Source organism: Luteimonas arsenica (assembly GCF_004352825.1).
Classification (GTDB): Bacteria; Pseudomonadota; Gammaproteobacteria; order Xanthomonadales; family Xanthomonadaceae; genus Luteimonas; species Luteimonas arsenica.
On record NZ_SJRW01000002.1, the window covers coordinates 591,651 to 616,157 of the forward strand.

At 71.8% G+C, this 24,507-nt stretch carries 25 protein-coding genes and 1 other RNA gene; 24 read left to right on the forward strand and 2 right to left on the reverse strand.

What is annotated here, in order from left to right:
* Window positions 1-6: 6 nt before the first annotated feature.
* From E2170_RS10215 to thiL, 10 genes are all read left to right on the forward strand, one after another.
* Entirely contained in the window at window positions 7-501 is a 495-nt protein-coding gene (locus E2170_RS10215) for an RcnB family protein (RefSeq protein ID WP_133000548.1), read from the forward strand.
* Window positions 502-626: 125 nt separating this feature from the next.
* Window positions 627-1,895: a serine hydroxymethyltransferase gene (glyA, locus tag E2170_RS10220; protein ID WP_133000549.1), complete on the forward strand. Its 1,269-nt coding sequence runs from the start codon at window positions 627-629 to the stop codon at window positions 1,893-1,895.
* A 33-nt stretch (window positions 1,896-1,928) separates the two neighbouring features.
* Window positions 1,929-2,462 (forward strand): transcriptional regulator NrdR, encoded by a 534-nt coding sequence (gene nrdR / locus E2170_RS10225; protein ID WP_133000550.1) that lies wholly within the window; start codon window positions 1,929-1,931, stop codon window positions 2,460-2,462.
* A gap of 55 nt (window positions 2,463-2,517) precedes the next feature.
* Window positions 2,518-3,186, forward strand: a complete 669-nt coding sequence (locus E2170_RS10230; protein WP_165942217.1) for a DUF4272 domain-containing protein — start codon at window positions 2,518-2,520, stop codon at window positions 3,184-3,186.
* On the forward strand, window positions 3,186-4,304 hold the full coding sequence (gene ribD / locus E2170_RS10235; RefSeq protein WP_133000552.1) for a bifunctional diaminohydroxyphosphoribosylaminopyrimidine deaminase/5-amino-6-(5-phosphoribosylamino)uracil reductase RibD: 1,119 nt from the start codon (window positions 3,186-3,188) through the stop codon (window positions 4,302-4,304). Before E2170_RS10230 ends, ribD begins: the two co-directional genes overlap by 1 nt.
* A 9-nt stretch (window positions 4,305-4,313) precedes the next feature.
* Window positions 4,314-4,928, forward strand: coding sequence for a riboflavin synthase (locus E2170_RS10240; RefSeq protein ID WP_133000553.1), 615 nt, complete (start codon window positions 4,314-4,316; stop codon window positions 4,926-4,928).
* Window positions 4,929-4,987: 59 nt separating this feature from the next.
* A complete protein-coding gene (gene ribB, locus E2170_RS10245; protein WP_133000554.1) occupies window positions 4,988-6,127 on the forward strand; it encodes a 3,4-dihydroxy-2-butanone-4-phosphate synthase in 1,140 nt (379 codons plus the stop codon).
* 72 nt (window positions 6,128-6,199) lie between these two features.
* Window positions 6,200-6,667 carry a 6,7-dimethyl-8-ribityllumazine synthase gene (gene ribH / locus E2170_RS10250; protein WP_133000555.1) on the forward strand — a complete coding sequence of 156 codons (468 nt, stop codon included), beginning with the start codon at window positions 6,200-6,202 and terminating at the stop codon, window positions 6,665-6,667.
* A complete protein-coding gene (nusB, locus tag E2170_RS10255) occupies window positions 6,664-7,137 on the forward strand; it encodes a transcription antitermination factor NusB (RefSeq protein ID WP_133000556.1) in 474 nt (157 codons plus the stop codon). Before ribH ends, nusB begins: the two co-directional genes overlap by 4 nt.
* A 16-nt stretch (window positions 7,138-7,153) precedes the next feature.
* The gene (gene thiL, locus E2170_RS10260; protein WP_133000557.1) at window positions 7,154-8,110 is read left to right on the forward strand and encodes a thiamine-phosphate kinase; all 957 of its coding nucleotides are present in this window, start codon (window positions 7,154-7,156) and stop codon (window positions 8,108-8,110) included.
* Window positions 8,111-8,175: 65 nt separating this feature from the next.
* Here the strand turns inward: thiL and E2170_RS10265 are convergent, their stop codons facing one another.
* Entirely contained in the window at window positions 8,176-8,547 is a 372-nt protein-coding gene (locus E2170_RS10265; RefSeq protein WP_133000558.1) for a YraN family protein, read from the reverse strand.
* The gene (locus tag E2170_RS10270; protein WP_165942218.1) at window positions 8,544-9,725 is read right to left on the reverse strand and encodes a penicillin-binding protein activator; all 1,182 of its coding nucleotides are present in this window, start codon (window positions 9,723-9,725) and stop codon (window positions 8,544-8,546) included. Before E2170_RS10270 ends, E2170_RS10265 begins: the two co-directional genes overlap by 4 nt.
* A 57-nt stretch (window positions 9,726-9,782) precedes the next feature.
* Between E2170_RS10270 and rsmI the strand changes: the two genes are divergently transcribed.
* The 14 genes from rsmI (at window position 9,783) to ftsA (ending at window position 24,490) form a co-directional block, all read left to right on the forward strand.
* Window positions 9,783-10,607 (forward strand): 16S rRNA (cytidine(1402)-2'-O)-methyltransferase, encoded by an 825-nt coding sequence (gene rsmI, locus E2170_RS10275; protein WP_133000560.1) that lies wholly within the window; start codon window positions 9,783-9,785, stop codon window positions 10,605-10,607.
* A 64-nt stretch (window positions 10,608-10,671) separates the two neighbouring features.
* Window positions 10,672-11,087, forward strand: an RNA gene (rnpB, locus tag E2170_RS10280) — RNase P RNA component class A.
* A gap of 347 nt (window positions 11,088-11,434) precedes the next feature.
* Entirely contained in the window at window positions 11,435-11,881 is a 447-nt protein-coding gene (gene mraZ / locus E2170_RS10285) for a division/cell wall cluster transcriptional repressor MraZ (protein WP_133000561.1), read from the forward strand.
* A 56-nt stretch (window positions 11,882-11,937) separates the two neighbouring features.
* On the forward strand, window positions 11,938-12,834 hold the full coding sequence (gene rsmH / locus E2170_RS10290) for a 16S rRNA (cytosine(1402)-N(4))-methyltransferase RsmH (protein ID WP_133001172.1): 897 nt from the start codon (window positions 11,938-11,940) through the stop codon (window positions 12,832-12,834).
* Window positions 12,831-13,094, forward strand: a complete 264-nt coding sequence (ftsL, locus tag E2170_RS10295) for a cell division protein FtsL (RefSeq protein ID WP_133000562.1) — start codon at window positions 12,831-12,833, stop codon at window positions 13,092-13,094. The genes rsmH and ftsL overlap by 4 nt, the downstream gene beginning before the upstream one ends.
* Window positions 13,091-14,899 (forward strand): peptidoglycan D,D-transpeptidase FtsI family protein, encoded by a 1,809-nt coding sequence (locus tag E2170_RS10300; protein WP_133000563.1) that lies wholly within the window; start codon window positions 13,091-13,093, stop codon window positions 14,897-14,899. The genes ftsL and E2170_RS10300 overlap by 4 nt, the downstream gene beginning before the upstream one ends.
* Window positions 14,896-16,401, forward strand: a complete 1,506-nt coding sequence (locus tag E2170_RS10305; protein ID WP_133000564.1) for a UDP-N-acetylmuramoyl-L-alanyl-D-glutamate--2,6-diaminopimelate ligase — start codon at window positions 14,896-14,898, stop codon at window positions 16,399-16,401. Before E2170_RS10300 ends, E2170_RS10305 begins: the two co-directional genes overlap by 4 nt.
* Window positions 16,398-17,780 (forward strand): UDP-N-acetylmuramoyl-tripeptide--D-alanyl-D-alanine ligase, encoded by a 1,383-nt coding sequence (locus E2170_RS10310; protein WP_133000565.1) that lies wholly within the window; start codon window positions 16,398-16,400, stop codon window positions 17,778-17,780. Before E2170_RS10305 ends, E2170_RS10310 begins: the two co-directional genes overlap by 4 nt.
* Window positions 17,770-18,855: a phospho-N-acetylmuramoyl-pentapeptide-transferase gene (gene mraY, locus E2170_RS10315; protein ID WP_133000566.1), complete on the forward strand. Its 1,086-nt coding sequence runs from the start codon at window positions 17,770-17,772 to the stop codon at window positions 18,853-18,855. The genes E2170_RS10310 and mraY overlap by 11 nt, the downstream gene beginning before the upstream one ends.
* On the forward strand, window positions 18,855-20,165 hold the full coding sequence (gene ftsW, locus E2170_RS10320) for a putative lipid II flippase FtsW (RefSeq protein WP_133000567.1): 1,311 nt from the start codon (window positions 18,855-18,857) through the stop codon (window positions 20,163-20,165). The genes mraY and ftsW overlap by 1 nt, the downstream gene beginning before the upstream one ends.
* Window positions 20,162-21,619: a UDP-N-acetylmuramate--L-alanine ligase gene (murC, locus tag E2170_RS10325; RefSeq protein ID WP_133000568.1), complete on the forward strand. Its 1,458-nt coding sequence runs from the start codon at window positions 20,162-20,164 to the stop codon at window positions 21,617-21,619. The genes ftsW and murC overlap by 4 nt, the downstream gene beginning before the upstream one ends.
* Entirely contained in the window at window positions 21,616-22,554 is a 939-nt protein-coding gene (locus E2170_RS10330) for a D-alanine--D-alanine ligase (protein WP_133000569.1), read from the forward strand. Before murC ends, E2170_RS10330 begins: the two co-directional genes overlap by 4 nt.
* Window positions 22,551-23,258: a cell division protein FtsQ/DivIB gene (locus tag E2170_RS10335; RefSeq protein ID WP_133000570.1), complete on the forward strand. Its 708-nt coding sequence runs from the start codon at window positions 22,551-22,553 to the stop codon at window positions 23,256-23,258. The genes E2170_RS10330 and E2170_RS10335 overlap by 4 nt, the downstream gene beginning before the upstream one ends.
* Complete coding sequence (gene ftsA, locus E2170_RS10340; RefSeq protein ID WP_133000571.1) at window positions 23,255-24,490, forward strand: cell division protein FtsA; 1,236 nt, start codon at window positions 23,255-23,257, stop codon at window positions 24,488-24,490. Before E2170_RS10335 ends, ftsA begins: the two co-directional genes overlap by 4 nt.
* Window positions 24,491-24,507: the final 17 nt, after the last annotated feature.

The window sequence follows — 24,507 nt, forward strand, 5'->3', positions numbered from 1 at the left end:
GTCGTGATGAACCCGATCCGCACACTTGGACTGGCCACCCTTGCGCTGGCGCTTGGTGTCGCCTTCGCGGCCCCGGCCGAAGCGCGCGACAACCGGCACCGTGGCTACGACCGTGGCCATTCCAGCCAGGACTGGCGCCGTGGCCACGACCGCCGCGCCGACCATCGCCGCGATGATCGCCGTCGTGACGACCGTCGCCGCGACTACCGGAACGACTATCGGCACGATCGCCGCCATGATCGCCGCGATACCCGCGTGGTCTACGTGCCGCGACCGGTCGTCGTCCACCATCCCAGCGCCTACCGCGGCCCGCCGCCGTGGGCCCGCGGCCGCCACTACCGCCACACCGGCTACGCCCCGACCTATGTCGTGAACAACTACGGCCACTACGGCCTGCGCCATCCGCCGCGCGGCTACCACTGGCGCCGCAGCGATGCCGGTGATTTCCTGATGGTGGCGATCGCCACGGGGATCATCGCGGACGTGATCCTGGGGCGTTAAGGCGGATCCCGGGGCGCTTTACCCGGGATCCCTCCGGAGGGGCAACTGAGCGTTGCCCCCCCGGACCGCTCCGGCGGTGGGCGCGGGCTACAATGGCCCGTCCCCACCGGCCTCCTGGAGCGAAGATGTTCCCGCGCGACGCACGCATCGAAGGTTATGACCCCGAACTGGCCGCGGCGATCGCCGCCGAGACCCGCCGCCAGGAAGACCACGTCGAGCTGATCGCCAGCGAGAACTACGCCAGCCCCCGGGTCATGGAGGCCCAGGGCAGCCAGCTGACCAACAAGTACGCCGAGGGCTATCCCGGCAAGCGCTACTACGGAGGCTGCGAGCACGTCGACGTGGCCGAGCAGCTGGCCATCGACCGCGTGAAGCAGCTTTTCGGCGGCGACTACGCCAACGTCCAGCCGCATTCCGGCTCCCAGGCCAACCAGGCCGTCTACTTCGCCCTGCTGCAGCCCGGCGACACCATCCTCGGCATGAGCCTGGCCCACGGCGGCCACCTGACCCACGGCGCCAAGGTCAACGCCAGCGGCAAGCTGTTCAACGCCGTGCAGTACGGCGTCGACGACAACGGCCTGATCGACTACGACGAGGTCGAGCGCCTGGCGGTCGAGCACAGGCCGAAGATGGTCGTGGCCGGCTTCAGCGCCTACTCGCAGGAAATCGACTGGGCGCGCTTCCGCGCCATCGCCGACAAGGTCGGCGCGTATCTCTTCGTCGACATGGCCCACGTCGCCGGCCTGGTGGCCGCGGGCGTCTACCCGAACCCGGTGCCGCACGCGCACATCGTGACCTCCACCACCCACAAGACCCTGCGCGGTCCGCGCGGCGGCATCATCGTCGGCAGCCGCGCGGCCATGGGCGAGCACGCCGACGACATCACCAAGAAGCTGCAGTCGGTCGTCTTCCCCGGCATCCAGGGCGGCCCGCTGATGCACGTGATCGCCGCCAAGGCCGTGGCCTTCAAGGAAGCGCTCGAGCCGGAGTTCAAGGCCTACCAGCAGCAGGTCGTGAAGAACGCGCAGGCGATGGCGAAGGTCATCATCGACCGCGGCTACAAGATCGTTTCCGGCGGCACGAAGAACCACCTGATGCTGGTCGACATGATCGGCAAGGGCGTCACCGGCAAGGCCGCAGAGGAAGCGCTGGGCCGCGCCCACATCACGGTCAACAAGAACGCGGTGCCCAATGATCCGCAGAAGCCCTTCGTGACCTCGGGCCTGCGCCTGGGTACGCCGGCGGTGACCACCCGCGGCTACACCGAGCAGGACTGCATCGAGCTGGCCGGCTGGATCTGCGACGTGCTCGACAGTCCCGAAGACGAGGCCGTCATCGCCCGCGTCCGCGAGCAGGTGACCGCCCAGTGCAGGAAGCTGCCGGTCTACGGTTGAGCTTCCGCCCCACGCCAGGAGACGCGTCGCCGCATGCATTGCCCCTTCTGCCAGCACGTGGATACCCGGGTCATCGATTCGCGCGTGAGCGACGATGGCGCGACCATCCGCCGCCGGCGCGAGTGCGAGGCCTGCGGCGAGCGCTTCTCCACGATGGAGACGATCGAGCTCAAGCTGCCGGCGATCATCAAGTCCGATGGCCGGCGCGAGCACTTCGACGCCCGCAAGCTGCGCCAGAGCTTCGACCGCGCCGTGCACAAGCGCCCGGTGTCGGAGGAGCAGATCGAGGCGGCGGTGCGCGCGGTGATCCACCAGCTGCGGATGACCACCGAGCGCGAGATCGATTCCCGTCGCGTGGGCGAATTCGTGATGGCCGAGTTGCGCAAGCTCGACCACGTCGCCTACGTGCGCTTCGCCTCGGTCTACCGCTCGTTCCAGGACGTGGCCGACTTCCGCGAGGAACTCGACCGGCTGGAGCGGGACCTGCCCGGCGAGGGCCAGCTGCCCCTGCTGGGTGGCGATGTCGTCGCCTTCGACCCGCGCTCCGGCAAGGGCCGGAAGCGCTAGCGCGGTGTCTGCTCACGGCGAGCCAGGGCGTTACCCGCGACCGAAGGCGGCCGAGGTGCTGCGTCGCGCGCTGGCGCTGTCCTGCGTGGCGGCGCGTGCCGGGCAGGAGGCTGCCCCGGACAGGGCCGCAGCCCTGGACAGCCATCGGCGGATGATCGACTGGCTCGGCGCGACCGGGCTGCAGGCGGTGCTCGAACCCGCCGAGGCGGCCCTGGTCGCCACGCCGCTGGGCGCGCTGGCGGAGGCCGACGCGGTGGACGCCAGCTGGCGCGCCGAAGGCATCTACGTGCTCGCCTGGGCCCTGGGCCTGCATCCGCTGCTGGCGCACGACCGCATGGTCGATCCCAACGATGCCGCCTGGCCGCTGGGCTTCCTGGACGACGCGGCGCTGGCCGCCGCCGACGGGGCCACGCTGCGCGACGATTACGAGATCGACACCTTCCTCGCGCGCCAGCTCGCGGTGCACTGGCGCCTGCGCGAGTATTCGTTGCGGCCGGGCCCGATGGATTTCGGCGCGGTGGTCGCCGACGGCGGCTGGGCGCGCCTGGACATCGACGCGGCGGCGCTGCTCGGCGGCGACCTGGCCATCGGCGGCAGTCCCATCGACCTCGCGGATGCCGCCGCGATCGAGCGTTGCACCAGCATCGCCAGCGAACGCCACCGTGCCGCCAACTGGCTGGTTGGCGCCGATCCCGTCTATTCCAGAGTGGAAAACGTCACCTGATGCAGGGTTACAGCGAGACCGACCACGTGATGATGGCGCGTGCGCTGCGCCTGGCCGAGCGCGGTGCCTGGACCACGAAGCCCAACCCCATGGTCGGCTGCGTGCTGGTGCGCGACGGCGAGGTGGTGGGCGAGGGCTGGCACCGCCGCAAGGGCGGGCCGCACGCCGAAGTCGTGGCGCTCGAGGCCGCCGGAGAGCGTGCGCGCGGCGCCACCGCCTACGTCAGCCTGGAGCCCTGTGCCCACACCGGCAGCACCGGCCCCTGCGCGGACGCGCTGGTTGCCGCCGGCGTCACGCGCGTGGTCGCGGCGATGCGCGACCCCTTCCCGCAGGTCGACGGCCACGGCTTCGACCGCCTGCGCGCGGCCGGCATCGAGGTTTCGCACGGGCTGATGGAAGCCCGGGCGCAGGCGCTCAACCGCGGCTTCGTCTCGCGCGTGGTGCGCGGGCGTCCCTGGCTGCGGGTGAAGCTGGCGATGAGCCTGGACGGCCACACCGCGCTGGAAAGCGGCGAATCGAAGTGGATCAGCGGCGAGGCCTCGCGCCGCGACGTGATGCGTTGGCGCGCCCGCAGCGGCGCGCTGCTGACCGGCTCGGGCACGGTGATGGCCGACGACCCCCAGCTGACCGTGCGCCTGGACGAGCCTGCGGACTTCGTGCCGCCGCTGCGCGTGGTGCTCGATCCCGGCCTGGCCACCGTGGCCCGCGGCCGCGTGCGCGAGGGCGATGCCCCCACGCTGTACGTGCACGCCGGCAACGCCAAGCCGCCGCGCGAACTCGCCAGCGACCGCGTCGCGGTCCCGGCGCAGGGCAATGCCCTCGACCTGCACGCCGTGCTGCGGGTGCTGGCCGAGCGCGGCATCAACGAGGTCCAGGTCGAGGCCGGTGCCACCCTGGCCGGCGCCTTCATGCGCGCGGGGCTGGTGGACGAGGTGCTGCTGTACATGGCGCCAGTGCTGCTGGGCGCGCAGGCGCGGCCGCTGTTCGCGGGCCTGGACATCCACGACATGAGCCAGCGCATGGCGCTGAAGATCGAAGACATCGTCAGCGTCGGCGACGACCTGCGCCTGCGCCTGCTGCCGCAGCGCGTCGCCGCCGGCGACGACGCGGCAGGGTAGGAGCGGGACATGTTCACCGGAATCATCGAAGCCGTCGGCCGCCTGGCCGGCCTGGAGGCGCGGGGCGGCGACGCCCGCCTGCGCATCGGCGTCGGCGCGCTGCCCTTCGCGGACGCGAAGCTGGGCGAGAGCATCGCGGTCAACGGCGTCTGCCTGACCGTGGTCGCCTTCGACGACGGCCACTTCGAGGCCGATGCCTCCAACGAGACCCTGGCGTTGACCACGCTGGGCGGCCTGCGCGAGGGCGCGCCGCTCAACCTCGAGCGCGCGATGCTGCCCACCGACCGCCTCGGCGGCCATCTGGTCAGCGGCCACGTCGACGGCGTCGGCCGCGTGCTCGAGGTGCGCGAGGACGCACGCGCGCAGCGCTGGCGCTTCGCGATGCCGCCGGCGCTGGCGAAGTACGTGGCGCAGAAGGGTTCGATCTGCGTCGATGGCGTGAGCCTGACGGTCAACGCCGTCGATGAAGCGGATGGCGACGGCGGCGATTCCACCTTCGAGGTGGCCCTGGTGCCGCATACGGTCGCCCACACCGCGTTCTCCAGCACCCGTGCCGGCGATCCGGTCAACCTCGAAGTCGACCTCGTCGCCCGCTACCTCGAGCGTCTGCGCACCGCGCAGTAGGCGGGCGCGGGTCCAGCGCCGCCGCATTCCCCCACAGCCCCAGTCCAGGTCGTACGTCCATGCCTTTCGCCCCCATCCCCGAACTGCTCGAAGAGCTCCGCGCCGGTCGCATGGTCGTCATCGTCGACGACGAGGACCGCGAGAACGAGGGCGACCTGATCATGGCCGCCGAGCTCGTGCGCCCGGCCGACATCAATTTCATGGTCACCCACGCCCGCGGCCTGGTCTGCCTGTCACTGACGCGCGAGCGCTGTGCGCAGTTGGGACTGCCGCCGATGGTGCAGTCGAACACGTCCTCGCACCACACCAACTTCACCGTCTCGATCGAGGCGGCCGAGGGCGTCACCACCGGCATCTCCGCCTACGACCGCGCGCACACCATCCGCACCGCGGTGCGGCCGAACGCGGCGCCGTCCGACCTGGCCCAGCCCGGCCACATCTTCCCGCTGGCCTCGCAGCCCGGTGGTGTGCTCGCGCGCGCCGGCCACACCGAGGCCGCCACCGACCTGGCGATGCTCGCCGGGCTGGAGCCGGCCGGCGTGCTGGTCGAGATCCTCAATCCCGACGGCACCATGGCGCGGCGCGCGGAGCTTGAAGTCTTCGCGCGCGAGCACGGCCTGAAGATGGGCTCGATCGAGGCCCTGATCCGCTATCGCCTGGAGACCGAGCACACGGTCGAACGCGTGGACAGCCGCGACATCGACACCGAGCACGGCCCCTTCCGCCTGCACACCTACCACGACCGCCTTGGCCACGCGCTGCACTTCGCCCTGGTCCGCGGCGAGCCGGACGCGGACACGCCGACGCTGGTGCGCGTGCAGGTGCGCAACGCGCTGGCCGACGTGCTGCGCTGGTGCCGCCCGGACTTCGGCCCGGCGGTGGGCGAGGTGCTGCAGCGGATCGCCGCCGAGGGCCGCGGCGCGCTGGTGCTGCTCGACGGCGGGCAGACGCCCGACGCCCTGCTGGAGCGCCTGCGAGCGGCCGACGCGGCGCCTGCGGATGGTGCGTCCGCGGCTGCCGGCAGCGCCGCGCCCGCGCGCGGCGGCGCCCTGGTCGAATGGCGCCGCAACGGCGCCGGCAGCCAGATCCTGGCCGACCTCGGCCTGGGCAAGCTGCGCGTGCTCGGCACTGCCCGCAAGCAGGTGGGCCTGGCCGGTTTCGGCCTGGAAGTCGTCGAATACGTCGACGCCCAGACCTAGCCCCGTCCCCCGCAGGCGGGGAAGAGGGATGGCGGGACGGGCTAGAATGTCCGCCTCTCCAAGGAATCCGCCATGACCCACCACGAAGGCGACCTGCACGCGCCCGCCGGCGCGCGCTTCGCGATCATCGCCAGCCGCTGGAACCCGCGCATCGTCGATGCCCTGGTGGCCGCCGCGCGCGCCACCTTCGAAGGCAATGGCGTCGACGCCGAGGCCGTCGACGTCATCCGCGTGCCCGGTGCCTGGGAGATCCCGATGGTCGCCGCGCGCATCGCCGGCGGTGGCCGCCATGCGGCGGTGGTCGCCCTGGGCTGCGTGGTCCGCGGTGACACCCGCCACTTCGAGCACGTCGCCGACAGCTGCGCCGAGGGCCTGGCCCGCGTCCAGGTCGAGCACGGCGTGCCGGTGGCCAACGGCGTGCTCGCCGTCGACGACATGGTCGACGCCGAGAACCGCGCCGGCGGCAGCCACGGCAACAAGGGCGAGGAGTGCGCCCTGGTCGCGATCGAGATGGCCAACCTGCTGGGGAAGCTGTCGTGAGGCCGCAGCGTGGCAATGGTGGCCGCAGCGGCGGCATCGACACCGTGGCGCGCTCGCGCTCGCGCCGCCGGGCGCTGCAGGCGGTGTACGCGATGCAACTCTCGGGCGTGGACGCGCGCAACGCCATCGCCCAGTTCGCCCACGAGCAGGCGCACGAAGTCGCCGACCTCGAGTACTTCGAGGACCTGGTGCGCGGGGTGGAAACCCACCGCCGCGACCTCGACGAGGCGCTCAAGCCCTTCCTCGACCGCGAGATCTCCGAAGTCGATCCGATCGAGCGCGCCATGCTGCGCATCGCCGCCTACGAGCTGCGCCACCGCATCGACGTGCCGTACCGGGTGGTGATCGACGAGGCCCTGAAGACGGTCAAGCGCTTTGGCTCCGAGCACGGCCACACCTATGTCAACGGCGTGCTCGACCACGCCGCCGCCGAATGGCGCGCGGCCGAAGTGCGGGCCTCCCGCGGCTGAGCCCGCGGCCACCGCGATGGCCGAGTTCAAGCTGATCGACCGCATCCGCGAACGTGCCGGGCATGCGCGCGGCGACGTGGTGCTCGGCATCGGCGACGATGCCGCCCTGCTGCAGCCGCCGCCGGGCATGCAGCTGGTGGTGACCATGGACACGCTCAACGATGGCGTGCACTTCCCGGGTGGCACCGACGCCGCGCGGGTGGGCTGGAAGGCGCTGGCGGTGAACCTGTCCGACCTCGCGGCGATGGGCGCGGAGCCGGCGTGGTGCACGCTGTCGCTGTCGCTGCCCCGAAGCGATCGGGCCTGGGTGGACGGCTTCCTCGACGGCTTCCTGGCGCTGGCCGCCGAATACGACGTGGCCCTGGTGGGTGGCGATACCACCTGTGGTCCGCTGGCCGTGTCGGTGGCCGCGCACGGCTTCGTCGATCCGGGTCGCGCGCTGCGCCGCGACGGCGCGCGCGAGGGCGATGGTGTGTGGGTCAGCGGCACGCTCGGCGGTGCCGCGGGGGCGCTGGAGCAGTGGCGTGCCGGCGGTGCGATCGACCCGGCGCTGCGCGAGCGCCTCGACCGGCCGCGGCCGCGGATCGCCCTCGGCCGCGCCCTGGCCGGCGTCGCCACCGCCTGCATCGACATCTCCGACGGCCTGCTCGCCGACCTTGGTCACGTCTGCGCCGCCAGCGGCGTGGCGGCGCGCGTGGAGGTGGATGCGCTGCCCGGCGGCCGGCTGCTGCGGCCGCACTTCGGCAACGACGCGCTGCGTGCGCTGCAGGCCACCGGTGGCGACGACTACGAGCTGTGCTTCACCCTGCCCGAGGGCGCGGACGCCATGGCCGCGGCCGCGGCGACCGCCGCCGCGACCGGCGTCGAGGTCACCCGCATCGGCACCGTGGTGGCGGGGCAAGGCGTCGAGGCCTTCGACCGCGACGGACGGTGCTGGTCACCGCCGCGCGCCGGCCACGAACACTTCGCCTGACCCGGCGCATCGTCGCGGACGCCCGTCTGCTCGCGCACGGTTCCAGCGCCGCCGCGGGTCGCCGCTCAGGCGTCGTCGAGCCGGAACGCGTCGCGGTGCCAGGTGAAGTCCGGCGCGTCCGGATCGCCGCTGGCCTCGATCACGTCGAAGCGGCAGTAGTCCTCGGCCAGCGCCGGATGCTGCAGCAGGAACAGCTGCGCCGCGCGCGCGATGCGTCGGCGCTTGCCGCGGTCGACCGATTCCGCACCGCCGCCGTAGTCGGCGCTGGCGCGGTAGCGCACTTCGATGAAGACCAGCGTGTCGCCGTCGCGCATCACCAGGTCGAGTTCGCCCAGCCGGTAGCCGGCGTTCGCCGCGATCTCCGACAGCCCGGCGCGCAGCAGGTGCGTGCGCGCCGCGGCCTCGACGCCGGCGCCTCGCCGGCGGGCTTCGCTCAACGGCCGGCGCCGGCCAGCGGCACCACGTGGCCGCTGCTGAAGGTCGACCACGCGGGCACGCGCAGGACATGGCCGTCGCCGCCCATGCTGAGCACGCCGCTGGCGCTCGACACCGAGGCCTCGGTGCTGGTGGCGAGGTGCGGCAGGTAGGCCGACAGCAGCCAGGCGTCGTAGCCGAAGGCGAACAGGCGTGCGGCCGGACCACGCGCGGTGGGCAGCGACGAGGCCAGGCTCTGCGCCGACGGCAGGCCGCGTACGCCGGACACGCTCCAGGCGTCGCTGGGGAAGGCGATGCCGTCGAGCGCGGCGTCTTCCTGGGGCTTGCCGGTGCCCGAAAGCAGCTGCGAAGTCGCCACGCGCGGTCGGCCCGCGAGGCCGGCGGCGGAGATCTGGGCGGCGGCCAGCCGTGCCTGCGGGCCGCGCAGCGCGATGAACACCGCATCCACGCCGCCTTCGGCCTGGATCGCGGCCTGCATCGGGCCGATCAGGTCGGGCGGGGTGTCGCCGACCACCGCCAGCAGCTGGGCCACGCCGCCGCCGCGTTCCTCAAGGCGGGTGCGGAGCGCGTCGATGCTGCGGCGCGCGTTGTCGTCGCCGGAGCTGAGCACCAGCACGCGCAGCGCGTTGCGCGAGGCCAGGAAATCGGCCGCGGCCTTGCCCTCGTCCTCGGGGGCCAGCGCGTAGCTGGCGCTGTTGGCCGGCGGTGCGCCGGCGCGGTTGAGCGCCAGCACCGGCACCGTGGCCGAGGTCTGCGCGAACACCGCATCGACCTCGTCGCGGCCCAGCGGCCCGACCACCTGGTCGGCGCCCTCGGCGACGGCGCGCTGGTAGGCGGCTACGGCGCCGTAGGCGGTGCCCTGGGTGTCGTAGAACTCGAGGTCCGGGCGGCGGCGCTGTTCGCCGTAGTAGCCGGCCAGCAGGCCGTCGCGGACCGGGCCCGCGGCCGTGGCCAGGCTGCCGGTCAGCGGCAGCAGCACCGCCAGCTTGCGCGGGGGACGGTAGCCGTCGCGCTCGGCGGGCGGGCGGTTGCCGGCATCGAACTGCCAATGGGCGGTGGACACCGTGTCCGGCGCGTCGGCCGGGGCTTCGGCAGGACGGGTGACCTGCACCGTCGAACAGCCAGCGATGGCCAGGGCGAGGAGGGTGGCGGCGAGGGCCTGCTTCCAGGGATGGCGCATCGAGGCGTTCCGGCTGCGAGAATGCCCGGATTCTACCGTCACCCCCGCAAGGACACGATGCAGACCGCCGCCGGAACCCTCCACGTCGTCGCCACGCCGATCGGCAACCTCGCCGACCTGTCGCCGCGCGCGCTGGAGACGCTGCGCGCGGTGGCCGCCGTCTGCGCCGAGGACACCCGCCATACCCGCCAGCTGCTGGCGCACTTCGGCATCGAGAAGCCGCTGCTGGCGCTGCACGAGCACAACGAGGCGGATGTCGCGGAGAAGCTGGTGGCGCGCCTGGCCGCAGGCGATTCGCTGGCCCTGGTGTCGGACGCCGGCACGCCGCTGGTCAGCGACCCCGGCTACCGGCTCGTGCGCGCCGCGCGCGAGGCCGGCATCCGGGTCAGCCCCGTGCCGGGCCCGAGCGCGATCATCGCCGCCCTGAGCGTGGCCGGCCTGCCCAGCGACCGCTTCGCCTTCGAGGGCTTCCTGCCGGCCAAGGCGGGCGCGCGCCGCGAGCGCCTGGTCGCGCTGGCCGGCGAGGCGCGGACGCTGGTGTTCTACGAGTCTTCGCACCGCATCGGCGACACCCTGGCCGACTGCGTCGAGGCCTTCGGCGGTGATCGCCCCGCAGTGCTGGCGCGCGAGCTGACCAAGCTGTTCGAAACGGTGCTCGACGGCGACCTCGCCGCGCTGCAGGCGCGGGTCGAAGCTGATCCGAACCAGCGCAAGGGCGAGTTCGTCCTGCTGGTGCAGGGTGCCGGCGAGGACGCCGATGCAAGGATCGCCGAAGGCCGCCGCGTCTACGCGCTATTGGCCGCGGAGCTGAAGCCATCGGTCGCCGCAAAGCTCGCCGCTGAAATCACCGGCGCCCCCCGCAAGGCCCTGTACGGCGGCTGATCCCAAGCGGACGCTTCCCCGCAGGTCGGGGAAGGGGCTTGCGGCGTGCGACAATGTTCGTGGCGGAGTCGGTCAGGCAGTCGCGTCACTCTCCGGAGTGCCGAGGAAAGTCCGGGCTCCACAGGGCACGGTGCCAGGTAACGCCTGGGCGGCGCGAGCCGACGGAAAGTGCAACAGAGAGCAGACCGCCGAACGGTCCTGCCGCTGCGGGGGCACTGCCGGACGCAAGTCCGGCCAAGTGCCACCGCACCGCCGAAGGCGGAGGCAGGATGCGTGGCAAGGGTGAAACGGTGCGGTAAGAGCGCACCGCGAGTCCGGCAACGGACCGGCACGGCAAACCCCACCGGGAGCAAGGCCAAATAGGGAGGCAATGCCGCGGCCCGCGGTGCCTCCGGGTAGGCTGCTTGAGCGTATCGGCGACGATGCGCCTAGAGGAATGACTGTCCCAGACAGAACCCGGCTTATCGGCCGGCTCCGCCACTTTCTTCTTTCCGGTCCCGGCCCTCGCCCCCGTCGAGTGGCCGGCTCCTTCCCTGAATGCGGACAAGGCCGCTGCCTCCGGGCGGCGCTTCCGGGCTTGTAAAAACCATGTGAAGAAAGTCACGTTTCTCAGAATTTGAGACTAAACAGTGGCTTGTGGATAAACCTTGAACAAGTCTCTCAAGTATCGCGCAAGTCATTGACCCGCCTGATGAAAATTCCTTCCGGAACCTGTTGACAAGGGTCCGGGCCACTCCTAAGGTGGCGTTGCGTGGGAAGCCATGGAATATTGTGGTTTTCCGAGGCACGAAACCCGCCGCAGACGGGTATGGAGTGGGCAGGGCAAAGTGTTCCAGGGCGAGACCGCCATCACGATCGACGACAAGGGACGGCTGGCGATTCCGACCGGCTACCGGGAGATCGTTGCGTCCGAGTGCGGCAACCGCCTGGTCATCACCTACAACCCCTTCGAGAAGGGCTCGCTCTACATCTATCCGTATGCCGCCTGGGAAAAGGTGCGCGACGGCGTCAACGCGCTGCCCCGGCTCAAGGAAGCCAACCGCCGCCTGCAGCTGAAGCTGGTGGGCGCGGCGGCGATCGTCGAGCCCGACGGCAATGGCCGGATCTCGATCCCGGCCAGCCACCGCAACGCCATCGGCATCGAGAAGAAGGCCGTGCTGCTGGGCATGGGCGACAAATTCGAACTCTGGAGCGAGCAGGCGCACCGCACGCAGATCGAGACGCCGTTGGGCGACGACGATTTCGGCGACGACCTGGTCGGGCTGCAGCTGTGACCGGCGGTGCCGCGGATGCCCGCTCCGCGCACCTTCCGGTCTTGTTCAAGCAGGTCATGGAAGGGCTGCGCGTGCGTGAGGACGGAACGTACCTGGATGGCACCTTCGGCCGCGGCGGCCATGCCCGCGGCGTGCTGCAGGCGCTGGGAAGTGGAGGCCGGCTGCTGCTGATGGACAAGGACCCCGACGCGATCACGGTGGCCGAACAGTCGTTCGGCGCGGATCCGCGCGTCTCGATCCGCCGCGGCAGCTTCGCCGACCTTGCCCGCTGGGACGCCACCGCCGCCGGCCTCGACGGCGTGCTGTTCGACCTGGGCGTGTCCTCGCCCCAGCTTGACGTCGCCGAGCGCGGCTTCAGCTTCGGCAAGGACGGCCCGTTGGACATGCGCATGGATCCCGACGCCGGCGAGAGCGCCGCGCAGTGGCTCGCGCGCGCGTCCGCCGACGAGATCGCCGACGTGCTCTGGACCTACGGCGAGGAGCGCATGAGCCGCCGCATCGCGCGCGCCATCGTCGAGCGCCGTGCGGAGGCGCCGATCACCCGCACCGCCGAACTCGCCGCGCTGATCGCCTCGGTGATGCCCAGGCCGAAGGCCGGCCGTCACGAGATCCACCCCGCCACGCGCTCGTTCCAGGCCATCCGCATCCACGTCAACCGCGAACTCGCGGACCTGGAGGCGGGCCTCGAGGCCGCGCACGCGGCGCTGCGCCCGGGCGGTCGCCTGGCCGTGATCAGCTTCCATTCGCTGGAAGACCGCATCGCCAAGCGCTTCATCGCCACCCATTCGAAGGCGCCCGCCGGCAACCGCCGCCTGCCCGAGGCCACCGGCTTCGTGCCGACCCTGCGTGCCGTCGGTGGAGCGCAGAAGGCCGAAGCCGACGAGCTGGCCGGCAACCCGCGCGCGCGCAGCGCGGTGCTGCGCGTGGCCGAGAAGCTGGAGGCGGCGGCATGACCCGCTTCCTCGTCATCGTGCTGCTGGCGGCGAACGTGGTCGCCGCGATCGGCGTGGTGCACGCGCGCCACCAGCACCGCCAGCTGTTCGTCGAGCTGACCCGGCTGGTGAACGAGCGCGACGAGCTCAACATCGACTTCGGCCGCCTGCAGCTGGAGCAGGCCACCTGGGCCGAGGCCCACCGCGTCGACCAGGTCGCGCGCACCCGCCTGGGCATGAAGTTCCCCGAAGCCGGGGAAATCGTGGTGGTGCAGCCATGAAGTTCCGTCGCGACCGCAACGGCACCGTCCGCCCCCGTGGCCGCGCGCAGTTCGACCTGCGCGGGCGGCTGAAGCTGGTCGTCGGCGGCCTGGGCCTGTGCGGCCTGGCGCTGGTGGCGCGCGCGGTCGACCTGCAGCTGGTCGACAACGCCTACTACCAGCAGAAGGCCGACGCCCGCTTCCTGCGCGAGATCCCGATCCCGACCTCGCGCGGCATGATCACCGACCGCAACGGCGAGCCGCTGGCGGTGTCCTCGCCGGTGGACAGCGTCTGGGGCAATCCGCAGGAGATGCTCAAGCATCCCGACCGCCTGCCGGAGCTGGCCGAGGCGCTGGGCGTGCCGCTCGACCACCTCGAGCGCCGGGTGGCGCAGCGCGCCGACAAGGAATTCGTATTCCTCAAGCGCCGCATCAACCCCAACGAGGCGGAGGCCATCCTCGCCCGCAAGATCCCGGGCGTGTTCTCGCAGCGCGAGTTCCGCCGCTTCTATCCGCAGGGCGAGGCGCTGGCGCACGTGCTGGGCTTCACCAACATCGACGACGCCGGCCAGGAGGGCGTGGAGCTCGCCTTCGACGAATGGCTGCGCGGCACGCCCGGCGCGCAGAAGGTGATCCGCGACCGCCGCGGCCGCATCGTCGAGAACGTCGATCTGGTGCGCGCCGCGCAGCCGGGCAAGGACCTCACGCTCAGCATTGACCGCCGCATCCAGTACCTGACCCACCGCGAGCTGCGGGCGACCCTGGATCGCACCGGTGCGGTCGCAGGTTCGGCGGTGGTGATCGACGTCGCCACCGGCGAGATCCTCGCCATGGCCAACCTGCCCACGTTCAACCCGAACGCGGTCACCGGCGAGCACCGCGACGCGCGCCGCAACCGCGCGGTCACCGACCTGATCGAGCCGGGCTCGACGATGAAGCCGGTGACCGTGGCCGCGGCGATGGAAGCCGGCGTGATCACCCCGCAGACCGTCATCGACACCAGCCCCGGCTGGATGCCCAACGGTCGCTACCGCACTTCGGACTTCCGCAACTACGGCGCGCTGACCGTCACCGGCGTGATCACCAAGAGCTCGAACGTCGGCAGCGCGAAGATCGTGCACAAGCTGGACAACGCCTATTTCCACAACTTCCTGTCGAAGATGGGATATGGCCGCAGCACCGGCAGCGGCTTCCCGGGCGAAGCCTCGGGCCTGCTGCCGCCGCCGTCGCGCTGGAGCGGCACCAGCAAGCAGACCATGAGCTACGGCTACGGCCTGTCGGCCACGCCGCTGCAGATCGCGCATGCCTACGCCACCCTGGCCAACCACGGCCGCGCGGTGCAGCCGACCCTGGTCAAGGGCCAGCAGGGCAAGTCCGAGCAGGTGGTGTCGCCGCAAGTGGCCGACGCGGTGCTGCGGATGATGCAGACGGTCACCGAGCCCGGTGGCACGGCGACCCAGGCCGCGATCCCCGGCTACCACGTGGCCGGCAAGACCGGCACCGCGCGCAAGGCCTCGGGCGGCGGCTATTCGCGCCGCTATGTCTCCTTCTTCGCCGGCGTGGTGCCGGTGGAGAACCCGCGCTTCGCGATGGCGGTGGTGATCGACGATCCGGACCCGGCCAAGGGCTACTACGGCGGTCTGGTCTCGGCGCCGGTGTTCCAGCAGGTCATGGACGGCGCGCTGCGCCTGATGGACGTGCCGCCGGACGACATCGAGACCTGGCTGGCCGCGCAGGCGAAGGAGCAGGCGAAGGAGCGCGCGCGCAATGCGCCGCGCGCCACCGCCGCGGCGCCCGCCGCTTCCACTGCGGGGGATCGGCAATGAGCCGCCGCATGGCCCTGCGCGAACTCCTGCCCGGCGTGGCCGGCGTGCCGGACGCGCTGGAAATCTCCGGCCTGGTCCTGGACAGCCGCGCCGTGCGCCCCGGCGACGGCTTCGTCGCCATCGGTGGCTTCGGCACCCATGGCCTGCACTTCGCCGCGCAGGCCCTGGCCGACGGCGCGGCGGCGGTGATGTACGAGCCGCCGGTGCCGGCCGATGTGCCGGCGCCGCCCGAGGGCGCGATCGCGGTGCCTGGCCTGCGCGCGCGCATGGGCGCGATGGCCGACGAATTCCACGGCCGCCCCTCGGCGGCGATGGCCACGGTCGCGGTCACCGGCACCAACGGCAAGACATCGACCGTGCAGCTGCTGGCCCAGGCCTGGGAACGCCTGGGCCGGCGCGCGGCGACCATCGGCACGCTCGGCGCCGGCCTTCATGGCGAAGTGCGTCCGACCGGCTTCACCACCCCGCTGGTGCTGCAGGTGCACGAGCTGCTGGCCGGCCTGCGCGATGCCGGCGCGGACGCGGTGGCGATGGAGACCAGCTCGCACGCGCTCGATCAGGGCCGCGTGGACGCGGTCCACTTCCAGGTCGGCGTGTTCACCAACCTCACCCGCGACCACCTCGACTACCACGGCGACATGACCACCTACGGTGCCGCCAAGGCGCGCCTGTTCGCGACGCCCGGACTGGAATCGGCGGTGGTCAACCTCGATGACGGCTTCGGCCGCGAGCTGTTCGCGCGCCTGCCCGATGGCTTGCGCCGCATCGGCACCAGTGCGCGCGACGACGGCACCGCCACCGTAGCGGCTTCGGGCATCGTGCTTGACGCCGCCGGCATCGGCTTCGAGCTGCGCGTCGGCGAAGAAGTCCACGCCGTGCGCTCGCCGTTGCTGGGGCGCTTCAACGTCGAGAACCTGCTGGCGGTGGCTGGCGTGCTGCATGCGCAGGACGTGCCGGCGGCGGAAATCGCCCGTGTCCTCGGCCAGCTCGAGCCCATCGCCGGGCGCATGAACCGCCTCGGCGGCCACGACGGCCTGCCGCTGGTGGTGGTCGACTATGCACACACGCCCGATGCCCTGGAGCAGGCCCTGGGCAGCGTCCGCGCCCACGCCGAGGGCCGCATCACCTGCGTCTTCGGCTGCGGCGGCGAGCGCGACCGCGGCAAGCGCCCGCAGATGGCGGCCGCGGCGGAGCAGGGCGCCGACGTCGTGGTGGTCACCGACGACAACCCGCGCGGCGAGGACGGCGACGCCATCGTCGCCGACATCCTGGCCGGCTTCCGCGACGCCGCAGCGGTCACGGTCGAGCGCGATCGCGCCGCTGCCATCGAGCGCGCCGTGGGCATCGCCGGCCCGGGCGACATCGTGCTGGTTGCCGGCAAGGGCCACGAGCCCTATCAGGAGATCGACGGCGTGCGCCATCCCTTCGACGACTGCGACGTGGCGCAACGCGCCCTTGAGGCGCGCGGTACCGGCCGCCGGGTTCCGGGAGCACGCGCATGAAGCCGATGCTGCTGTCCGCCGTCGCCCGAGCCTGCAACGGCCGCCTGCAGGGCGAAGACCTTCCGGTCGATGCGATCGTCAGCGACAGCCGCACGCTGTCGCCGGGCGGTTCGCCGCTGTTCGTGGCGATCGCGGGCGAGAATTTCGACGGCCACGCGCACGTCGCCGCGGCCGCGGCCGCCGGCGCCGCCGCGGCCTTGGTGTCGCGCGCCGTGGATGCGCCGCTGCCGCAGGTCGTGGTCGGCGACACGGTCGAGGCCCTGGCCTCGCTGGCGCAGGCGCTGCAGTCCGCGCGCACGGGGCAGGACGTGGTCGCCATCACCGGCAGCAACGGCAAGACCAGCGTCAAGGAACTGGCCCTGGCCATCCTCGGCCGCGTCGGCCCCACCATCGCCAGCCCCGGCAACCACAACAACGAGATCGGCCTGCCCATGGCGATCATCGACGCCGACGACGAGGCCCGCTTCGCCGTGTACGAGATGGGCGCCGGCAAGCCCGGCGACATCGCCTACCTGGCCGCCATCGCGCGCCCGCGCGTGGCCCTGGTCAACAACATCGCGCCCGCCCACCTGGAGCGGATGGGTAGCCTGGCGAACGTTGCCGACACCAAGGCCGCGATCTACGACGCGCTGCCGGCCGACGGCACCGCGGTGATCAACGCCGACGACGCCTTCGAATCCTTCTTCGCCGAGCGTGCGCACGGCCGGCGCATCCTGCGTTTCGGCTTCGGTGCCCGCGCCGACGTGCGCGCCCGGGACATCGTGCCGCGCGAGGACGGCAGCGACTTCGTGCTGGCCACGCCCGAGGGCGAGGCCGCGGTGTCGCTGCAGCTGCCGGGCCGCCACAACGTCGCCAACGCCATGGCCGCCGCCGCGCTGGCGCTGGCCTGCGGTGCGCCGCTGGCCGCGGTCGCGGAAGGCCTGGCCGGTGCGCGCCCGGTCGATGGCCGCCTGGTCCGCCGCCGGCTGTCTGGCGGGGCCTGGCTGGTGGACGACAGCTACAACGCCAACCCCGGCTCGCTGGCCGCGGCCATCGACACCCTGGCCACCGCCAGTGGCGGTGGCTGGCTGGTGCTGGGCGACATGCGCGAGCTGGGCGACGACGCCGTGGCGCTGCACGAAGCCGCGGGCCGGCGCGCGCGCGAGGCGGGCGTGGCGCGGCTGTTCGCGCTGGGTGGTCTCGCGGCGCAGGCGGCCGGGGCGTTCGGCGAGGGTGGGGAGGTGTTCGCGTCGCACGAGGCGCTGGCAGCGGCCGTGGTCGCCGCGCTGGCCGGCTCCGCGGGCGCGGCGCCGACGATTCTGGTGAAGGGTTCGCGCGGCAGCGCGATGGATCGCGTGGTCCGCGCGCTGCTTGAAGGAGTCGATACCGATGCTGCTTGAACTCACGCGCTGGCTGCAGCAGCTCGAAGGCCTGTTCGGCCTGTTCGGCTACCTGACCTTCCGCGGCATCCTCGCCGCGCTGACCTCGCTGTTCCTGTCGCTGTGGTGGGGCCCGGCGGTGATCCGCAAGCTCGCCCAGTACAAGGGCGGCCAGCCGATCCGCCAGGACGGCCCGCAGACGCATTTCTCCAAGGCCGGCACCCCGACCATGGGCGGCGGCCTGATCCTGATCACGGTGCTGGCCGCGGTCCTGCTCTGGGGCGACCTGCGCAACAAGTATGTGTGGGTGGTGCTGGCGGTGATGGTGGCCTTCGGCGCCATCGGCTGGTGGGACGACTGGATCAAGATCGTCAAGCGCGACCCCAACGGCATGCGCTCGCGCACCAAGTACGCGCTGCAGTCGCTGTTCGGGCTCGCGGTCGGTCTGTTCCTGTGGTTCAGCGCCGACACGCCGGTGGCGACCACCTTCTACATTCCGTTCTTCAAGGCCGTGGCCCTGCCGCTGGCGGGCGTGTCCTTCGTCGCCATCGCCTACTTCTGGATCGTCGGCTTCTCCAACGCGGTGAACCTGACCGACGGCCTCGACGGCCTGGCGATCATGCCCACGGTGCTGGTGGCCTGCGCGCTGGGCGTGTTCGCCTATGCGTCGGGGCATGCGCAGTTCGCCGAGTACCTGCAGATCCCGCGCGTGCCCGGCGCCGGCGAGCTGGTGATCATCTGCGCCGCGATCGCGGGCGCGGGGCTGGGCTTCCTCTGGTTCAACACCTATCCGGCGATGGTGTTCATGGGCGACATCGGCGCGCTGGCGCTGGGCGCGGTGCTCGGCACCATCGCCGTGATCGTGCGCCAGGAACTGGTGCTGGTGGTGATGGGCGGCATCTTCGTCATCGAAACGCTGTCGGTGATGATCCAGGTGGCGAGCTTCAAGCTCACCGGCAAGCGCGTGTTCCGCATGGCGCCGATCCACCACCACTTCGAGCTCAAGGGCTGGCCGGAGCCGCGGGTGATCGTGCGCTTCTGGATCATCTCGGTGATCCTGGTCCTGGTCGGCCTGGCCACGTTGAAGGTGCGCTGATGGACAGGACCCACGACCGCAGCAGCCAGGCCGTCCGCCTCGAGTCCATCGGCGGCCACTACGACCCGTGGATGCTCGGCGCCGCGCTGGCGCTGGCCGCACTCGGCATCGTGATGGTCGGCTCCAGCTCGATCGCGATCGGCGAGGAGCTGGGCGTCGGCCCCTACTACTTCCTCAGCCGCCACGTCGTGTTCATGGGCCTGGGCGCCGCGCTTGCGTTCTGGGCGATGCGTACCGAGCTCAAGACCATCGAGCGCTTCGACCGCCTGCTGCTGGTCGGCTGCTTCGTCGCGCTGGCGGTGGTGTTCATTCCCGGCGTCGGCAGCAGCGTCAACGGCGCGCAGCGCTGGATCAATCTCGGTGTGTCGAAGTTCCAGGCGGTCGAGGCGGTGAAGGTGATGTACATCGTCTGGCTGGCCAGCTACCTGGTGCGCTTCCGCGACGAGGTCAACGCCACCTGGGGCGCAATGCTCAAGCCCATCGGCGTAGCCGTCGTGCTGATGGCGATGCTCGCGCTGCAGCCCGACTTCGGCTCGCTGGCGCTGCTCCTGGCGATCACCGCCGGCATGCTGGTGCTCGGCGGCGTGCACCTGCCGCGCATGGCCGCGCCGGTGCTGGTGCTGCTGCCGGTGCTGGCGATCGTGGCGATCGCCGAGCCCTACCGCATGCGCCGCCTGACCTCGTTCATGGATCCCTTCGCCGATCCCTTCAACAGCGGCTACCAGCTGGCCAATGCGCTGATGGCGGTGGGTCGCGGCGAGTTCTGGGGCGTGGGCCTGGGGGCTTCGATCCAGAAGCTCAACTACCTGCCCGAAGCGCACACCGACTTCATCCTCGCGGTGATCGCCGAGGAACTGGGCTTCGTCGGCTTCTGCCTGGTGGTCGGCCTGTACGCGCTGCTGGTCGGCCGCGCCTTCCTGGTCGGCCTGCGCTGCGTGGAGACGCGCCGCCACTTCGCCGGCTACATCGCCTTCGGCATCGCGCTGTGGCTGAGCCTGCAGGCGCTGGTGTCGATCGGCGTGAACCTCGGCCTGCTGCCGACCAAGGGCCTGACCCTGCCGCTGGTGTCCTCGGGTGGCTCCAGCGTGATGATGACCTGCGTCGCGGTCGGCCTGCTGCTGCGGGTGTCCTACGAACTCGACCGCACCCAGCGCCAGGTCGCGCGCCTGCGCGGGGAAGCGGCTTCGCCCGCGGCGCCGCCGGCGCCGATGCCGGCCACCGCGCAGCCGGTGCCCTCGCTGGCCGCGCGCGGCACCAGCCGCCTGCGCCAGCGCATCGAGCCCAGGCTCAACCCGGGGGTGCAGGCATGATCCGCCGCCTCCACGACACCCACGGCGTGCCGATGGCCGACTTCGCGCGGCGGCACTCGCGCGTGCACTTCATCGGCATCGGCGGCACCGGCATGAGCGGCATCGCCGAAGTGCTGTGCACGCTGGGCTACCAGGTCTCCGGCTCCGACACCGCCGACAGCGCGGTCACCCGTCGCCTGGCCAGCCTCGGCGCCACCGTGCACCGCGGCCACGCCGCGGCCAACGTGCTCGGCACCGACTGCGTGGTGATCTCCAGCGCCATCAAGGCCGACAACCCGGAACTGATGGAGGCCCGCGCCCAGCGCATCCCGGTGGTGCCGCGCGCGGAGATGCTGGCCGAGCTGATGCGCTTCCGCCGCGGCGTGGCCGTGGCCGGCACCCATGGCAAGACCACCACCACCTCGCTGCTGGCCAGCGTGCTGGCCGAAGGTGGCCTTGATCCGACCTTCGTCATCGGCGGCAAGCTGCTGGCCGCCGGCGCCAACGCGCGCCTGGGCGGCGGCGACTGGCTGGTGGCCGAGGCCGACGAGAGCGACGGCAGCTTCCTGCGCCTGAACCCGCTGGTGGCCATCGTCACCAACATCGACGTCGACCACCTGGAGAACTACGGCGGCGACTTCGCGCGCGTGCAGCAGGCCTTCTCCGAGTTCCTGCACCGGCTGCCCTTCTACGGCCTGGCGGTGCTGTGCATCGATGACCCCGAGGTCGAAGCGCTGGCGGGCGCGGTTTCGCGCCACGTGATGACTTACGGCTTCCACGCCGACGCCGACGTGCGCGCCGAGAACGTGCGCCAGGCCGGGCCGACCATGCACTTCGACCTGGTCCTGCCCGATGCCTCGGCGACGCCGATGGAGCTGGCGCTGCCGGGTCGCCACAACGTGCAGAACGCGCTGGCCGCCGCCGCGGTCGCGTGGCAGCTGGGCGTGCAGCCCGAAGCCATCCGCAGCGCGCTGGCGAAGTTCGAAGGCATCGGTCGCCGCTTCAACCGCCTGGCCGAACTCTCCACCGCGCGCGGCGCCACCGTGCAGCTGGTCGACGACTACGGCCATCACCCGCGCGAGCTGGCCGCGGTGTTCGAGGCCGCCCGCGGCGGCTGGCCCGATCGCCGCCTGGTGGTGGCGTTCCAGCCGCATCGCTACAGCCGCACCCGCGACCTGCTCGACGACTTCGCCGGCGTACTGTCCGACGTCGATGCGCTGGTGCTGACCGAGGTCTACGCCGCCGGCGAGCAGCCGCTGGCCAACGCCGACGCGCGCGCGCTGGCGCGTGCGATCCGCGCCCGTGGCCGCATCGATCCGGTGGTGGTCAACGCACCGGGCGAGCTGCGCGGGGTGCTGCCCGACATCCTCGAGGACGGTGACCTGCTGCTGGTGATGGGCGCCGGCGACATCGGCCAGGTGCCGCAGCAGCTGATGGCCGAAGGCTTCCCGCAGGCAGGGGAGGGCGCCGCTTGAGCAGCCGCCTGCCCCCGCTGCGCGTGACCGATCCCGCCGCCTTCGGCCGCGTGGCCGTGCTGCTCGGTGGCGACACCAGCGAGCGCGAGGTATCCCTGGACTCGGGCGCCGGCGTGCTCGAGGCCCTGCGCTCTCGCGGCGTCGATGTCACCGCGGTGGACGGCGTGCCGGCGCTGCTGGACGCGCTGCGCGACGGCCGCTTCGACCGCGTGTTCAACATCCTGCACGGTGGCCCCGGCGAGAACGGCGTGCTGCAGGGCCTGCTCGACGCGCTGCGCGTGCCCTACACCGGCTCCGGCGTGCTTGGCAGCGCGCTGACCCTGGACAAGATCCGCACCAAGCAGGTCTGGCTGTCCGAAGGCCTGCCGACGCCGCGCTACGAGCGCCTGGCCAAGGGCTCCGACCTGCGCGCCGCCGCGCAGCGCCTGGGCTACCCGGTGTTCGTGAAACCTTCCAGCGAAGGCTCCAGCGTCGGCGTGTTCCGCGTGCTGGCCGAAGCCGACCTGGCACCGGCCATCGAGTTCGCCGCCGGCTACGACGGCGAACTGCTGATGGAGCAGATGGTTCGCGGCGACGAACTCACCGTCGGCGTGCTGGGCGACGTCGCCCTGCCGTCGATCCGCATCGTGCCGGCGGGCGAGTGGTACGACTACCACGCCAAGTACGTTGCCGAAGACACGCAGTACCTGTGTCCGGGCCTCGAGGGCGACGACGAGTCCGCGATCCGCGACCTCGCCCTGCGCGCCTTCCGCGCCGCCGCCTGCAGCGGCTGGGGCCGCGTCGACGTGATGCGCGATCGCGAGCGCGGCCTGCAGCTGATCGAAGTGAACACCGCGCCGGGCATGACCAGCCACTCGCTGGTGCCCAAGGCGGCCTCGCAGCTGGGCTGCGACTACGCCGAACTGTGCTGGCGCGTGCTGGAGCAGACGCTGTGAGCGCGCTTGCCCGCATCCTTGCCTGGACGCTGGCCGTGGCCCTGGTCGCGCTGCCGGTGGTCGCGGTCATGAAGGGCTGGATCGGCGCCGAGCGCTGGCCGCTGCGCACCCTGCGCATCAACGACGACCTGCAGCAGGTCGATCCCGCGGCCGTGCGCGAGGCGGTGCTGCCCCACGCGCAGCAGGGCTTCTTCGCCGTGCGCCTGGACGACGCCCGCGAGGCCGTCGCCGTGCTGCCCTGGGTGGAGCAGGCCGACGTGTCCAAGCGCTGGCCCGACGTGCTGGAAGTGCGCGTCAGCGAGCACCGCCCCTTCGCGCGCTGGGGCGACGAGCGCCTGCTGTCGCTGCAGGGCCGCGTGTTCCCGGCCGAAGGCATCGACGTGCCGCAGGGCCTGCCGCTGCTGCACGGTCCCGACGGCCGGGTCGAGGATGTCGTCGAACTCTACGGCGAGGCGCGCGAGCTGTTCGCGCCCACCGGCTACACCGTCCGCGCCCTCCTGCTCGACAGCCGCGGCAGTTGGGCCATGGTCCTGTCCAACGGCACCGAGGTGGTCGTGGGCAGCCACCAGGCACGCATCCGCATGGCCCGCTTCGCCCGCCTGCTGCCGCAGCTGCTGCAGCAGAAGCAGCTGCCGCTGGCGCGCGCGGACCTCCGATACACGAACGGCTTCGCCCTGACCTGGGCCGAGGAAAGCAACGCATGAACCGCAAAGGCGACAAGGCCCTGATCGTCGGTCTCGACATCGGCACCTCCAAGGTGGTGGCCCTGGTGGGCGAGTACTCGCCGGGCAACCCCATCGAGGTGATCGGCATCGGCAGCCACGAATCGCGCGGCCTCAAGCGCGGCGTGGTCGTGGATATCGAATCGACCGTGCAGTCGATCCAGCGCGCGATCGAAGAGGCCGAGCTGATGGCCGGCTGCGACATCCGCTCGGTCTACGCCTCGATCTCTGGCAGCCACGTGCAGTGCAAGAACTCGCCGGGCATCGTCCCGATCCGCGATGGCGAGGTCACCTGGAGCGACCTCGACCGCGTGCTCGACGCCGCCAAGGCGGTGGCGATTCCGGCCGACCAGAAGATCCTGCACGCCATCCCGCGCGAGTATGTGCTCGACGATTCCCAGGAAGGCATCCGCAACCCCGTCGGCATGACCGGCGTGCGCCTGGAGGTGCACGCGCACCTGGTGGTCTGCGCGCAGTCGGCCGCGGCCAACATCTCCAAGTGCGTGCAGCGCTGCGACCTGCAGATCGACGACCTGGTGCTGTCGTCGCTGGCGTCCAGCACCGCGGTGCTGACCAGCGACGAACGCGAGCTGGGCGTGGTGATGGTCGACATCGGCGCCGGTACCACCGACCTGGCCGTCTACGTGCATGGCGCGATCTGCCACACGTCCAGCCTGCCGATCGCCGGCGACAAGGTCACCGAGGACATCGCGCACATGCTGCGCACGCCCACGCCGGAAGCCGAGCAGATCAAGGTCCGCTACGCCTGCGCCCTGGCCCAGCTGGCGACCAGCGAGGAATCGATCCAGGTGCCCAGCGTCGGCGACCGCCCGCCGCGCCGCCTGCCGCGCCAGTCGCTGGCCCAGGCCGTGCAGGCCCGCTACGAGGAGATCTTCGAGATGGTGCAGGCCGAACTGCGCCGCTCGGGCTTCGAGCAGCACGTGCGCGCCGGCATGGTGCTCACCGGCGGCGCCGCGAAGATGGAAGGCGTGGTCGAGCTGGCCGAGGAAATGCTGCAGATGCCGGTGCGCGTGGGCATTCCCCAGCACGTCACCGGCCTGGGCGAAGTGGTGAACAACCCGGTCCACGCCACCGGCGTGGGCCTGCTGCTGATGGGCAGCCAGATCGAGCACCCGCGCCGCCCGGTGTTGCCGACCGGCCGCGCCGGCAGCGTGCTGAAGAAGCTCAAGACCTGGTTCAACGGGGAGTTCTGACCATGGACGGCCAGCGA